This window comes from Streptomyces sp. NPDC093591 (genome assembly GCF_044764885.1).
In the GTDB taxonomy this organism is placed as follows: domain Bacteria; phylum Actinomycetota; class Actinomycetes; order Streptomycetales; family Streptomycetaceae; genus Streptomyces.
This window is the reverse complement of the sequence record NZ_JBIWIY010000010.1, coordinates 257,413-270,941: the sequence shown is the minus strand read 5'-3', so window position 1 is coordinate 270,941 and position 13,529 is coordinate 257,413. Positions and strand designations below refer to the sequence as shown.

12 protein-coding genes and 1 pseudogene are annotated in these 13,529 nt (G+C 68.8%); 7 read left to right on the top strand and 6 right to left on the bottom strand.

The features are described from left to right. Window positions 1-9 precede the first annotated feature (9 nt). The 4 genes from ACIREI_RS22920 to ACIREI_RS22905 form a co-directional block, all read right to left on the bottom strand. Window positions 10-369, bottom strand: coding sequence for a GNAT family N-acetyltransferase (locus tag ACIREI_RS22920; protein ID WP_403335693.1), 360 nt, complete (start codon window positions 367-369; stop codon window positions 10-12). A 131-nt stretch (window positions 370-500) separates the two neighbouring features. After that, on the bottom strand, window positions 501-947 hold the full coding sequence (locus tag ACIREI_RS22915; protein ID WP_403335954.1) for an MFS transporter: 447 nt from the start codon (window positions 945-947) through the stop codon (window positions 501-503). Then, window positions 842-1,804 carry an MFS transporter gene (locus ACIREI_RS22910; protein ID WP_403335691.1) on the bottom strand — a complete coding sequence of 321 codons (963 nt, stop codon included), beginning with the start codon at window positions 1,802-1,804 and terminating at the stop codon, window positions 842-844. Before ACIREI_RS22910 ends, ACIREI_RS22915 begins: the two co-directional genes overlap by 106 nt. Next, window positions 1,801-2,487 carry a GNAT family N-acetyltransferase gene (locus ACIREI_RS22905; RefSeq protein ID WP_403335688.1) on the bottom strand — a complete coding sequence of 229 codons (687 nt, stop codon included), beginning with the start codon at window positions 2,485-2,487 and terminating at the stop codon, window positions 1,801-1,803. Before ACIREI_RS22905 ends, ACIREI_RS22910 begins: the two co-directional genes overlap by 4 nt. Before the next feature lie 80 nt (window positions 2,488-2,567). On the opposite strand from ACIREI_RS22905, the gene ACIREI_RS22900 reads away from it, so the two are divergent. The 3 genes and pseudogenes from ACIREI_RS22900 to ACIREI_RS22890 form a co-directional block, all read left to right on the top strand. After that, window positions 2,568-3,530, top strand: a complete 963-nt coding sequence (locus ACIREI_RS22900; RefSeq protein ID WP_403335685.1) for a LysR family transcriptional regulator — start codon at window positions 2,568-2,570, stop codon at window positions 3,528-3,530. A 237-nt stretch (window positions 3,531-3,767) separates the two neighbouring features. Continuing rightward, window positions 3,768-4,763, top strand: a complete 996-nt coding sequence (locus tag ACIREI_RS22895) for a phosphotransferase family protein (protein WP_403335682.1) — start codon at window positions 3,768-3,770, stop codon at window positions 4,761-4,763. Window positions 4,764-4,923: 160 nt separating this feature from the next. Continuing rightward, window positions 4,924-5,311: pseudogene (locus tag ACIREI_RS22890) on the top strand (L-threonylcarbamoyladenylate synthase); the annotation flags it as partial. Window positions 5,312-5,351: 40 nt separating this feature from the next. Here the strand turns inward: ACIREI_RS22890 and ACIREI_RS22885 are convergent. Next, window positions 5,352-5,774, bottom strand: a complete 423-nt coding sequence (locus ACIREI_RS22885) for a GNAT family N-acetyltransferase (protein ID WP_403335679.1) — start codon at window positions 5,772-5,774, stop codon at window positions 5,352-5,354. A 1,340-nt stretch (window positions 5,775-7,114) separates the two neighbouring features. Between ACIREI_RS22885 and ACIREI_RS22880 the strand changes: the two genes are divergently transcribed. The 3 genes from ACIREI_RS22880 to ACIREI_RS22870 all read left to right on the top strand — a co-directional run bounded on the left by ACIREI_RS22880 (window position 7,115) and on the right by ACIREI_RS22870 (window position 11,320). Then, a complete protein-coding gene (locus ACIREI_RS22880) occupies window positions 7,115-7,807 on the top strand; it encodes a hypothetical protein (RefSeq protein WP_403335676.1) in 693 nt (230 codons plus the stop codon). A gap of 116 nt (window positions 7,808-7,923) precedes the next feature. Continuing rightward, on the top strand, window positions 7,924-8,193 hold the full coding sequence (locus tag ACIREI_RS22875; protein ID WP_403335673.1) for a helix-turn-helix transcriptional regulator: 270 nt from the start codon (window positions 7,924-7,926) through the stop codon (window positions 8,191-8,193). Window positions 8,194-8,269: 76 nt separating this feature from the next. Beyond that, window positions 8,270-11,320, top strand: coding sequence for a Tn3 family transposase (locus tag ACIREI_RS22870; protein WP_403335670.1), 3,051 nt, complete (start codon window positions 8,270-8,272; stop codon window positions 11,318-11,320). 99 nt (window positions 11,321-11,419) lie between these two features. Here the strand turns inward: ACIREI_RS22870 and ACIREI_RS22865 are convergent, their stop codons facing one another. Then, window positions 11,420-12,316, bottom strand: coding sequence for a GNAT family N-acetyltransferase (locus tag ACIREI_RS22865; RefSeq protein ID WP_403335668.1), 897 nt, complete (start codon window positions 12,314-12,316; stop codon window positions 11,420-11,422). A gap of 250 nt (window positions 12,317-12,566) precedes the next feature. Here ACIREI_RS22865 and ACIREI_RS22860 point away from each other — a divergent pair, with 250 nt between their 5' ends. Further along, window positions 12,567-13,499: a recombinase family protein gene (locus ACIREI_RS22860; RefSeq protein ID WP_403335665.1), complete on the top strand. Its 933-nt coding sequence runs from the start codon at window positions 12,567-12,569 to the stop codon at window positions 13,497-13,499. Window positions 13,500-13,529 lie beyond the last annotated feature (30 nt).

The window sequence follows — 13,529 nt, the reverse complement described above, 5'->3', positions numbered from 1 at the left end:
CCGTCGCCTTCAGCACCGGCGAACGAAGTCGCTAGTCACTACGAAGCCCTCGGACTCGTACAGGGCCCGGGCCCTCAGGCTGTCGATCTGCACGTCCAGCCAGACGTCACGTGCGCCGTGATGTCCGCGGGCGTGGGCGACGGCGGCATCGCGGAGGGCACGTCCCCGGCCCGCCCGGCGCCGGGCGGGGTCCACGACGTGCCTGTGCAGTTCGACCGTGCCATCGGCTCGGGACAGTCCGGCGGGCACGATGAATCCCACAGGGGTCCCGGCATGGACAGCGATGAGGCGTTCCTGGTCGGGGTCGGCCATGGCGTGTTCGTGCCAGGTCCGTGCGCTCTTGCCTGGCCATGGAGGTGTCCGGGTCACTCTCCCAGGCGGCCACACCGCCGAGGTCTTCGGCAGTCGTGGGGCCCAGCGTCAGGGCGGGGGAGAGGCGGCCGTTACGTTCGCGACACGGTGCGGAGGTGTCCTGGTGATTCAGGCTGCGGCTCACGCTGTCACTCTTCCGGGGATGTGGTGCGAGGTGTCGGTGGGGTGTGAGGCGGCGTCGAGCGGGGCGGGTGCCGCTGGGCACGCCGAAGCCGAACGGTGGCGTTGGTGGGGTGCGGTGTGTGCCGGTGACGGTCTGGCTTTCGCAGCAGCAGGGCCCAGTGACCAACGGCGGCGCAGACTCCGAGAACCGTGCAGGCGGCCCACAGGGTGTCGGGGCCGAAACGGTCGATGACGATGCCGGCGCACAGGGGCGCGGCCATGGTGGCGGTGGCCCAGGACAACGCGTGGATGCCCTGGTAGCGGCCTCGGGCAGTGCTTGGCGAGAACCGTGCGATCAGGCCCATGTTCACCGGCGAGTGCACGATCTTCCCGAGGGTCCACACCACGACGGCGATCGCGTACACGGCCGCGCCTCCGGCGAGCGCGTTGAGGCCGAAGCCGCCTCCGCACAGCAGTGAGGCAAGGACGAGTAGACGGCCCGGGTCCGAGCTTTCGAGTCTGCGGCGAGCGGCAGTTGCAGGGCGACGATGAGGATGCGGTTCAGGCTGATCACCAGCCCGTACTGGGCCGCGGTGAGGCCGTTGCGGTCCATGGCCACCGGCAGCCCGGCAGCCGCCTGCTGGAACACCACGATCAGGAGGAAGGACAGGCCCACGGCCGCCAGGAACGGCCTGTCTCGCAGGACCATCCGGAGTCCGGTGTTTGTCTCATCGGCACCTTCACCTTCGGGGTCCGCCGGGTCGGTCATGGTCTCCGGGAGCCTGGTGGCGATTACGAGCGCGGCGAGCAACGTCGCTGCGGCCTCTATGAGGAACAGCCACCGGTATCCGTAGGAGGAGATGAATCCGGCGCTCGCCGCGGCGAGGCCGAAGCCGACGTTGACGACCCAGTAATACAGAGAGAACGCCCGCACCCGGTCTGCTGGAGGAACCAGGTCCGCCATGACCGTCTGCACCACCGGGCGGGAGGCGCTGCTCGCCGCGCCGGCCGCGCATGCGAGTAGGGCGATCAGCAGGGGCTGGTCCGCGAAGCCCAGAGCCGCGGTCAGCCCGGCCGCCGCCACGTGTGCGACGAGCAGGGTGGCCCTCCGCCCCACCCGGTCGGCCAGCATGCCGCCCACCACGGAGATGGCCGCGCCGCCGGCTCCGAAGAGTGCCGTGACCAGTCTGGCGAAGCTCGCCGAGTAGCCGCGCTCCGTCGTCAGATACAGGACCAGGAAAGGTGCGACGAAGGAGCCGAGGCGACTGATCAGAGTGCTCGTCCACAGCCACCAAAAAGGGCGCGGGAGCCCGGAGACGGCCTGTCTCATCTGCCGGCGGCCGGGGTCGTGTGCGGTGCCTCGGCCGTGAAGCGGCCCCGGCTTGCGGGCGGCGGGCTGCTTGCCCCGGCGTCGGCGAGGTCACGGCGCCATGCGGCCTCGTCGGCCAGCGCTCCGGTCTCGCGGTACCGGCGGACCTGCGGCGCATCGGACAGGGCCTCGGCGGCTTCGGCGACCGGCACCGGCCGGAAGCCGAGCCGCTCCCAGAACGGTCCGGCGCCCGTGGAGAACAGGTATGCCGTACGTCCTCCCCGCGCAGCCGCTTCCGCGAGGACATGCTCGACCAGCCGCCGTGCGGCTCCGCACCCCCGAAGATCGGCGCGGACGGCGACGCTGCGCAGCAGCACACGGTGGCCCTGCCGCTCCAGGCCCGCAGCCATGGCCGGGCCTGCCGTGTCCCTGGTGAGCCAGTACAGGGTGCCGGGCGCGAGGACGTCCTGGGGGGAGAGCCCCTGGTCCGTGAGGAAGGCCGTGAGCTCCTCCCGGTCCGCCGACCGGGCTGCGGGCAGCGGCAGGGGCTTGGCGTAGCAGCGGCTGGGCGACTTGTGCTGGTACGGCGGGCAGTTGGGGATCGGGAGGTAGCCGGCCCGGGTGTACAGCGCGATGGCCTCGGGCTGGTGGACGGCCGTTTCCGGGCGCATCAGTACCGCATCAGTACGGCGCGCATCAGACATGCGCCCACGCTGAGCCCCACGGACGCTGAAGCCCAGTACTAACTTCTGCAATGATGTTTTAGCCTCCCTACACTGTACGGATGGACGTACGGCAGTTGCGGATCCTGCGTGAACTGGGAGAACTCGGCAGCGTCAGCGCAGTCGCCGAGGCCCTGCTGGTGACGCCGTCCGCGATCTCACAGCAGCTGCGGCTGCTGCAACGCTCGATCCCCGTCCCGCTCACCGAACGCTCCGGGCGGCGGGTGGTCCTCACCGACGCCGGCCAGGCACTGGCCGACGCGGCAGTCGAGGTGGAGACCGCACTGGCCCGGGCTCGGCAGACGATCACCGATTTCCTTGAGCAACCGGACGGCGACGTGTCGGTCGCGGCGTTCCACAGCGCGGGCGCGACCTTCTTCCCCCTGCTGTTGCGCGGTCTGGCCGGGCCGGACAGTCCCCGGCTCGTGCTCGCCGACGAGGACGTGGCCCAAGACCGTTTTCCCCGGCTCACCCGAGACTACGATCTGGTACTCGCCCACAGACTCGACCATGCTCCGCCGTGGCCGCGCACCGTCACGGTCACCCCCCTCCTCCATGAGCCCCTGGGCGTGGCCCTGCCGGCCGGCCACCCCCTGACCGGCAAGACACGGCTCTCCCCGCAGGACGTAGCAGGCCAACCCTGGATCACCGTCCACGACGGCTTCCCCCTGCTGGCCACCATCGAGGCCATCGGCACCGCAGCGAACCGCCGAGTCGACATCGTCCACCGCATCAACGAGTTCTCCGTCGCCGCCGAGGCCGTCGCAGCTGGCGCTGGTCTCGCCCTGATGCCGCGCTGGACCGCCCGACGCCACCAGGCGATCGTCCTGAGACCACTCAGCGACGTACACGCCCAACGCCACATCGACGCGCTCCACCGCCCCGAGCGCACCGCCCGCAGAGCCGTCCGAACGGTCCTCGCCGAACTCCGCCGCGCTGCCGCGCAGATCCAGAACCCGGACGCCGACATCCCACCGGGCCCAGAAGCCGACACCGGCGGCGTGCGGGCCGCGCAGAAACAGTAGCCTTCCCCCGCGAAGGCGGGCAGCCGCAACGAGTAGCGGATCATCGCGACATCGAAGGCGTCCGTGCGACGTCGTCCCAGTTGGCGCAGAACCTCCAGCCCGCTGCCAAAGGACCAACGGCCAAGGTCGAATGCGTCAATGGGGCCTGTACGGAGATCCATGCGTACGGCATTATGGGAGCGCTCCCACACCCTGTGCAATTACGCCCTGCGCCTACCACCGAAAGAGTGCTGCCCCATGCAGAGCCTGACCAAGCGCCGCCTGTCCGCCGCCGAGCTGGATGCCTTGGTGCGCGGATCCACCGGCGTCGGGTGCCGCCTGGAGACGGAACTGACCGACGGCTGGTTTAACAGCGCGTACCGCGTCCGGCTCGACGACGGCCGAGCGGTTGTGGTGAAGCTCGCGCCGCCCGCCGGCGCTCCGGTACTGAGATACGAGCGCGGCATCATGGCGACCGAGGCTATGGTCTACCGGCGCCTCGCGTCCCTTTCCGGTGGCGGGGTGCCGACCCCCGCACTGCTGCACGCGGGAGACGGATTCCTCGCCGTCTCTGTGCTGGAGGGCACCCCCTGGGACAAGGTGGCCGACCGCCTTCCCCTCACCGCCCGGACGGCTCTCCGCCGCGAGCTGGGCGCGATCACCGCCCGCCTGCACGCCCTGGCCCCCGAAGACGGCCGGTTCGGCTATCCGGCCCCCGAGTCCGCGCTGTCCGCCCCCGACTGGCGGACCGCGTTCACCGCCATGGTGGACGCCATCTTGGACGACGCCGAGCGCTGGCAGTCCGCGCTCGGCGTACCGCCCGCCGACATACGGACCATGGTGGCCGAGGGCGGGTACGCCCTCGACGAAGTCACCGAGCCGCGTCTGATCCACTTCGACCTGTGGCCGGGCAACATCTTCGTCCACGTCCCCGCCGGGAACGCCTCGGACCCCCGGATCACCGGCATCATCGATCACGAGCGGGCGTTCTGGGGCGACCCGGCCGCCGAGCTGGTCTCCCTGGCGTTCGGCGGGGCCGCCGGCCCGGACAGTGACCTCGTCGCGGGCTACGTCCAGGCCGGGGGCCGCCTCGACTTCACTCCCGCCTTCCGCCACCGGCTGGCGCTCTACGGCCTCTACCTGGGCCTGCTGCTCGTCGTGGAGTGCGGCCCCCGCGGATACGACGCGGACCACCTCGCCTCCTGCCGCCGCACCCTGAACGACCACTTCGCCGAACTACGCGCACTGGGATAGGCGAGTGTTCGAGCTTCCGCCTGGAGTCGGGGGACGACGTTGCCCTTGCCCCCAGGTGAACTCCGAGGACGGCTGCTTTTACCTCTCCCACGAGCCCGGTCTCGGTGTCGAGCTGGACGTGGACGCGGCGGCGGAGTTCCCGCAGCAGCAGGCCGGACGCGACTTCGTGCTGGACAGTGGGCCCTGCGAGGTCGGCGTCGAGTCGACCATCGCCGACGCCACGGGCGATGTTCCGAGCGTCCTTCGGCCCGGTGGGGGGTGACGCGCGAGGACCTCGAAGCGGTGCTGGGGTGCCCGCTTGCGGTCCGTTCGACGAGCCGTGTTCGGGTCCCGGGCCAGCATTCGTCCCACTACACGCCGCGAGCGCGGGCGTCCTCGTCGAGCCCGAGAAGGTCGTCGCCGAAGCGGAGCTCGCGCAGGAACTGGGGCACCGGGTGGGCGTCCTTCTTGCCCCCTCGCTCGCCGATGCCCCGGTGAAGGCGCACGCCGTGGTGGCGGTTCCTGGTTCGATGGCCGCCTACGCGCGCGGGCTTTATGGGTTCCTGCGCAGTCGAATGTCAGTGCCGGGGGATCGATCACTGACGACTTTCAGTCCTCGGCTGGCTGGACCAGGCGGAACATGCCGGTCATGTCGCCGCGGGTGAACCCGTTCCGCTGGTAGAGCGGGACAGCTCCATCCGTGGCGAACAGCCCGACGAATGCCGTGGACGGTGCGGTGCTTGCCACATGATCGAGCAGCCGACGCACCAGCGCCGTGCCAATGCCGGCTCCCTGGTAGGCGGGCAGTACGGCGAGGTCCTGGACGTAGAAGTACTTGACGCCGTCCCCGACCAGGCGGCCCATGCCGACGACATGGTCGCCGTCCAGGGCGACCACGCCAGCCAGGGATCCGGCCAGGGACGCGGGCATCGTGTCCCAGTCGAATGCGGATGTCCAGCCGACCGCTTCGGCGAGTCGGCGGTGCTCGGCCAGGGTGGGCAGACGGTCGAGCAGGATGAACGTGTCGATCACATGGCTGATCGTCGGGCAGCAGTGTCGGCGGTAGCAAGCGATTTGCCCGGCCCGTATCCTTCATTCGCGCGGCGCGGGCACCGTCACAACCACTCGTCGATGGCGGCGATGTGCACGGTGGCTTCGTAGCGGACGGCGAGTTTCGGCACTCAACCGCGTGGCGCTCGCGGTAGTCCGTCTTGTCGAACTTCGGCGGACGGCCGCCGCAGGAGCCGAGTTTTTTGCGGTTGCGGACATGATCGGCCTTGTCCGGAATGGTGCAGCGGATCCCGCGTCTGCGACGGTAGGCACGGTTCTTCCGGGAGGCATACGCCTTGTCGGCGCGCACGTGATCGGATCGGGTACGGGGTCTGCCCGGCCCGACGCGGGGGTACAGAGATCGCCTTCAGGACGGGCTCGAACTGCGGTGAGTCCCCGCGCTGACCGGCCGTGATCACGATCGACATAGGCTTTTGCCCCTGCTCGACGGCCAGATGCAGCTTGGTGGTCAGGCCGCGTCGTGAGCGCCCCAGGCCATGGTCGTCCGGCTCGATGGCGATGCCTCCGGGCGGTTCCTTCTGCAGATCCCCCTTTTCCTCGCCCCAGCAGCATGCTGACGTGCCCGGCAGGCGGTGGAGTCGACGCTGATGTCCCAGGTGATCAGGTTCTTGGCGTCGGCCTGGGCCTGCAGCTCGGTGAAGCCCCGTTTCTACGTGCCGTCCCGCTGCACGCGCCGGAACAGGTCATTCACCCGGCCCCAGGGCCCATACCGCTCCGGTCATGCATGCCGCGGGGTCGGCGGATTCATGCTTCCGGCCTAAAGGAGCAACGACTCCGGAGGCCGTTGCTCTTTCCCGGAGTGAGGGGATTGCTGCCGAGTGACAGCGTGTCAACTTCCCGCAGTCGACTGGAAAACAAGGAAATTCTAGCCGAACTTCCCTCAAGGTGCATGCCTCTTCGTGTGGGTTGCGCTCGGTTGTGCGCTGCTTCTGAAGGCAGTTCGCCGACGGCAGACCAATTCGAAGTGGCACGGACTGGAAATGCTTGCCAGGACCATGCCAACCTTGATCATGTCGGCACGAGGGACTATCGGAAGTGTCGCAGGACAAGAGGCCAGACCTCGCACATGGCTGCTCGTGAGGGCTTCCGGCGGGTCGGCCCTCATATGTCTCGCCACGCGCTAATGATGCTTCGCGCAGGTCTGTAAAGGGTGCCTCGGCCTTCCCCGGAGGCTTATAACACGCAATCCCCGGTTACCAAAACCGGGGATTCTCCGGAGTATTGACCTTGTTCGTCGGCGGCGACGCCGAGAACGCCTTGCCGTGAAGCAACTGCAGCCCCCAAAAGAGGAGTTTCCGCCTGTGTCCAATGCCATCGTCGACAATAGGTTCCTGCTGTCGGATCAGCAGCGTGATGCTCTGCTGGACTGGATTCGCCAACGTCCTTGCAACGGACGCCCGTTGCATGCCTTCCTGTCATCCGTCGCGTTCGCGGCGCTGAGGCAGCAAGAGGCCCTTGCCCTGCGAGTTCGTGATGCGCATCTGCCCGACGAAGGACCTGGTGACCTGGTGATTCGCCCCCGTCGCCCGAGGGACAGGTCCGAGGCAGTGGAGGGCGACGATGCCCCGCGGGTCGTACCCGCGTGCCCGGAGCTCGTAGAGGTCCTGAGGCAGGAGGTCGCCCGGCGCGGGCTTCACCCCGATGACGCGTTGTTCACCTGCGATGACGGCCGGCCGCTGTCTGGGGCGGTCTACCGAAGGGCATGGAACCAGGCGCGGGAGGCGGTCCTGGAAGCGCACGAAATTGATTCGCCGCTTGGTCGGCATGTCTCTGGCCTCCGAGACGCCTGCATCTCCAAGTGGCTGGGCCAGTACTGCACTGGCTTCAAGGGCTTCGTGGTGGCTGAGCGCGTCGGCGTCAGTGCCCCCTCGCTCGTCCGGCGCTTCCCGCACTGTTTCCGGACGTCGGGTGACATCGCCAACGACCTGATCGAAGCCGCTTTCACCACGACGGGCCGGGAGGGCGACAAGAGATGCACAGCCCGGCACGCCTAGGGGTGCCTCCATCCGCAGCCTGACGACCGACCTCCCCTCCTTTCAGCACTGGATGCAGGCGTAAGAGCCTCGCGCTTACGCGCCCGCGGCCCCCACCTCCTCACAGAAGACCTCCCATGCCTGCACGCCCCCAATCTGCTTCCTGCACCGCACCGCACTCCACCGGCGCCACCCGCAAAGCGTTCCTGAACGTCAGCGACGCAGCCGAATACCTCGGCCTCTCGCCCCACACCCTGTATGTCTGGAGGCACCGACGCCAAGGACCGCCGAGCTTTCGTATGGGCCCACGCGGCCGCGTCATGTACCGGTTGGAAGCTCTCGACGCCTGGATCCGTGAACAGGAGCAGGCCGACTCGGCCCGTGGGGAGCATCGGAACGTAAATTAGCGGTAGCGGGGCGATCTTGATTCCGGTTCGGTGACGTGCCTGTTTTGCCTGTTCAGCGGGCTCTACGGTCCTCGGCATGCCTGTTGAGTACCTGTCTGCTGAGCAAGAGGCCCGCTACGGCCGGTTCGCCACGGAGCCGTCGCCCGGCGAGCTGGAACAGTTCTTCCGCCTGGACACCAAAGCCCTGGGTCTGGCGCGGGCGAAGCGCCGTCCGGCGACTCGGTTGGGGTGGGCGGTGCAGTGGGGCACGGTGCGGATGCTCGGGACCTTCCTGACCGAGGAGCCCACGGCGGTCCCGGCCTCCGTAGTGCGGTTCGTCGCCGAGCAGCTTGGCATCGATGACGAGCACTTCGCCGAGTACGGGGGGCGCTCGCAGACGGCCTACGAGCACGCGTGGGAGATCCGGGATGAGTACAGCTACCGGGACTTCGCCGCGGGTGAGGCGGAGCTGCGGGAGTTCCTGGCGGCGCGGGTGTGGTCGTCGCTGGAGGGGCCGCGCGCATTGTTCGACCGGGCGGTGGTGTGGCTGGTGAACAACCGGGTGCTGCTGCCCGGCCTGACGACCCTGGCCCGGCTGGTCGCCGCGGTCCGCCAAGAGGAGAACGACCGGCTGCACGCCACGCTGTACGAAGCGGTGCCGTACGACCTGCGCACTGAGATGGTCCGGCTGCTCGAAGTGCCCGAGAACAAGCGGATTTCGGAATTGGAGCGGCTGCGGCTGGGCCCGATGAAAGTGTCGGGCAAGGCCATGCAGCTGGCTCTGGACCGAGCCCGTGAGGTACGGGGCCTGGGTGCTGGCGCAGTCGACGCCGGGCGGATCCCGGCCGCGCGGATGACCGGGCTGGCCCGCTACGGGCTGACCTCCAAGGCGCCGACGCTCAAGCGCCTGGAGGTCACCCGGCAGACCGCCACCCTGCTGGCGACCGTGCGGCACCTAGAGACCGCCACGGTCGACGACGCGCTCGACCTGCTGCACGCACTGATGGCCACCAAACTGCTCGCGAAGGCCGAGCGGATGGGAAACGACACCAAGCTCAAGGCCCTGCCCCAGTTGCGCAAGGCTGCGAAGAAGGTCGCCGCGGCGGTCGACGTACTCATGACGACGCCGCCCGCGACCGACACCGGCGAACTCGTCTCCGTGGTCGATGCGTGGTCGGCGATCGAGCAGGTCGTGCCGCGCGAGCAGCTGGCCGAGGCGCTCGCCACGATCGCCGCGGTGGTCCCGGACACCGACGGGGACGACGACGCGGAATGGCGGGCCGAACTCGTCGCCCGCTATGGCACCGTGCGCGGCTTCATCCGCCTCTTGGTCGAGGTCATCGACTTCGGCGCGGTCGAGGCCGGCGCCCCGGTCGTGAAGGCGCTCAAGGGGCTGCCGGACCTTATCGGCCGCAAGAAGGTCGGTGCCGAGGAGGTCGCCTCAGATCTGGTGACTGGCTCGTGGCGGCGGCTTGTGTTCGCCAACCCGAATCTGCCGCACGGCGTGGTCGACAAGGCCGCGTACTCGTTCTGCGTCCTGGAGCACCTGCACCGCTCCCTGCGCCGGCGGGACGTGTTCGCCAAGGCTGGCGACCGCTGGGGCGACCCCCGCGCCAAACTGCTGGCCGGGGAGAAGTGGACCGTCGCCGAGCCGACGGTGCTCACCGCGCTCGGCCTGGAGAGCGAACCGGCCGGACACCTTGCCGAACTCGCCTCCGCCTTGCACGCCGCGTACATCCAGGTCGCCGCCGGGCTGCCAGGCAACACCGCACTGGAGGTGGTGGGAGGGAAACTGAAGCTGGCAAAGCTCGGCAAGGCCGAAGAGCCCAAGCTCATGCCGCCGTTCAGGCAGCTGGTCAACGGCATGCTGCCGAAGGTTGACTTCCCCGAGCTGCTACTGGAGGTCGCCGAGCTGACCGGGATGGCGGACGCCTTCACGCACATCTCCGGCGCCGACTCCCACATGGACGGCTTCACCACCAGCCTGTGCGCTGTCCTGCTGACGGAGGCATGCAACGTCGGGTTCACCCCGGTGATCAAGCCGGACGTCCCGGCGCTTACCCGGGGCCGCCTGGTCCAGGTCGACCAGGGTTACTTCCGGGCGGAGAACATCTCGACGGCCAATGGCCTGTTCATCGAGGCACAGGCGAAGATCGACGTCGTAAGGGCGTGGGGCGGCGGCCTGGTCGCCTCCGCCGACGGCGTCCGCTTCACCGTCCCCGTGCAGACCCTCTACGCGGGCTCGAATCCCCGCTACTTCGGCCTGCGGCACAAGGGCGCCACCTGGCTGAACGTGGTCAACGACCAGGTGATGGGGCTGGGTGGGGTGGTAGTGCCGGGCACGCTGCGTGACTCGCTGTTCATCCTGGACGCCATCCACGCCCGCGACGGCGGGCCGAAGCCGGAGACCGTCATCACGGACACCGCGTCGTACTCCGACATCGTCTTCGGCCTGTTCGCGATTTGCGGCTACCAGTTCTCCCCTCGGATTGCCGACATCTCCGACGCCCGACTGTGGCGGACGAACACCGCGGCCGACTACGGGCCGCTCCAGCCGGTCTCCAACCACACGATCCGCCTGGACCGGATACGCGCCCACTGGGGCGACATGCTCCGGGTGGCGGGCTCCCTGACCCTGGGTGAGGTCCGCGGCCACGACCTGATCCGCATGCTCTCCCGGGACGGCAAACCGACCGGACTGGGCGACGCGTTCGCCCACTATGGACGGATCTTCAAAACCCTTCACCTGCTCCAGTTCGTCTCCGACGAGGGATACCGGCGGATGATCGGCGCCCAGCTCAACGTCACCGAGGCCCGCCACCGCCTCGCCCGGAAGATCTTCTTCGGACAGCGCGGCGAACTACGCCAGCACTACCGCGAGGGCATGGAAGACCAGCTCGGCGCCCTTGGTCTGGCCCTGAACGCAGTGGTGCTGTTCAACAGTCTCTACATCGACGCCGCCGTCAAGCAGCTCGCCGCCGACGGCTTCCCCATCACCGACGAGCTGCTCGCCCGGCTGTCCCCGCTCCAGTACGACCACATCAACTTCCTCGGCCGCTACGCCTTCACCCGGCCGGCCGCGCCGGGGCTGCGGCAGCTACGTGACCCGCACACCGATGACCAGGACGACGACGGCGGGCAGGACTGAGCTTCACCGGCCAGAAGGCTGATCAGCCTGCGCCACCGCTCTCGTCAGCCGCTTCGCGGCGGTCGCCCAACCGGTAGGTGGCAGGTGTGTTTGCCCCGATCACGACCCTCCCCCGACTTCTGGCGCGCCGTAGGAGAACTTGTACCCGGCGAAGTCGGCGACATGGACATACCCAATGCGCTGGTAGAGGGCGTTGCTCGTTGGGTTGTCCGGGTCCGTGAACAGGACAACGTCCGTCGCCCCCGCGGCCAGCGCGGCACTGCTCACCTCGACCGTCACGGCCCCCGCGTAGCCGCGGCCGCGGAGGTGGGCAGGGGTGTAGACGGGGTCCACCCGGACCATGCCGCCGACGACCGAGGTCGCGGCCGCCATCGAGACGGGGGTGCCCTCCGGGGTCTCCCAGAATGTGAAGTGCCTGTCGCCGAAACGCGAGTCCTCCCAGGAGCCGGCGTCGATCAAGTCGATGGAAGACTGCTCCCCAACGTCGACACAGAACTCACGGCACCAGCGCACGACTTGCTCACGGTCCTTACCGCCCGTGAGGCGCCCCTGGCCTTCCGGGCACGGCTGCGGTGGGGTGAGCGTGCCCAGACGGTACAGATGCGTGCGCCAGAAAGGTACCGGCGCCGCGCCCGTGCGCCGCTGCCATGACTCGGCGAAAGCGCCAGCGGTTTCGTGGTCCGCGATGACGTTGGCAGGTGAGTGGCCGAGGTCGGCCAGGTGTGCAGCGAGGGTATCGGTCTGCTCGACAGAGAGAGGCGTGAGGCCCAGGCGTCCGCGGGGAGTGAGATAGAAGATCGCGCGGACCTCACCCTGTGACTCCAGTCGGCCGAAAACGGCGGCTTCGGCGTCGTGATCGGCCGCCCTACGTATCCGCAGCTTCTCGATGTCCGTCAGCGGCATGTTGTGCAGGGCGGCGCGCGAGCACAGGAAGTCCCCGGCTCGGGCGAGGAAGTCGTCGACGTCTTGGGTGAGGTGCCAGTCATCCGGGAGCATGCTTCATGATCCCGGATGACCTCGACTCGGGGACTGCTTGCTCAACACCTTTCGGCCACGTGGCTGACTGCTCCCGATCAACCGCCGCCCCTGTCGGCAAAGGATCGTTTGGCGACAGACTGCACGAGCATCCAATGAACTCGGACATACCGGGGCGCCGAGACGGCGCCGATCCAATCAGATCCGATGGCGATTGATGACAGGGATTGAGGACAGATAGGTTCTGATCCTCCGCGCGGAAGGGGCCCCGGTGGCGAATCTGATCTACAAGCGGGTCTCGACCGACCAGCAGTCGACCGCCCGGCAGAACCTCGTCCTGACCGAGGCCGGGATCGAGGACCCGGTCGTCTTCGAGGAGGACGCGGGCACCTCCAGCCGTCTCCACCCGCTCCAGCGGCCGAAGTTCAGCGAGCTGCTTACCTACGCCCGGCCGGGCGACACCGTGCACATCTCGGAGATGTTCCGCCTCGTGCGCGGCACCCAGCACATCCTCGACGTGCTCGACGTCCTCCACCGCGACCGCCTCGCCCTGCGTATCCACGACGGCGCGTTCTCCGCGATGGACCTCACCGCCCGCCACCCGCGCACCGGAGAGCTACTGTCCACGGTGAAGTTCATGGTGCAGACCCTCGCTGCCGCCGGCGAACTCCAGCGCGACCTCCAACGTGAGCTGACCTACGACGGGCTGCGGGCCGCCGAGGCCAAGGGGATCAGGGGCGGCCGCCGCCCTGCCATCGCGCCTGGGAAGACTGATGCTGTCCGCACGGCGTACCTGAGCGGCCGGTCCATCGCCGCCTTGGCCCGCGAACACGGCGTCAGTCGTGGCGCCATCCGCACCGCCGTCGCCGACCTCCTGCCCGAGCACCGCACACCCACCCAGCATGACGCCCCGGCCTCAGAGGTGCCGGTCACCCTCGACATGCCGGGCAAGATCGCCGAATTCCTCCGCACGACCGAGCTGGAGCCCGCCGAGCGCGCCGCGCTCGACCATGGCGTCACCGTACGGCGCGGCCAGGGCTACACCCTGCGCGTCAGCGCCGCGCCCGCGGTCCACGGCCAGCTCCTCGCCCGCTGTCAACCGCTCGACGGCGCCCAGGGTGTCCCGGTGATACCGGCACAGCGCAAGGCCCGCCGTGAGTACGAGAACCGCGTGAACGCCCTCATGAGGTCAGCCGGGCCGTGAAGAACGGCTTGGTGTTAACCGCTTCACCAG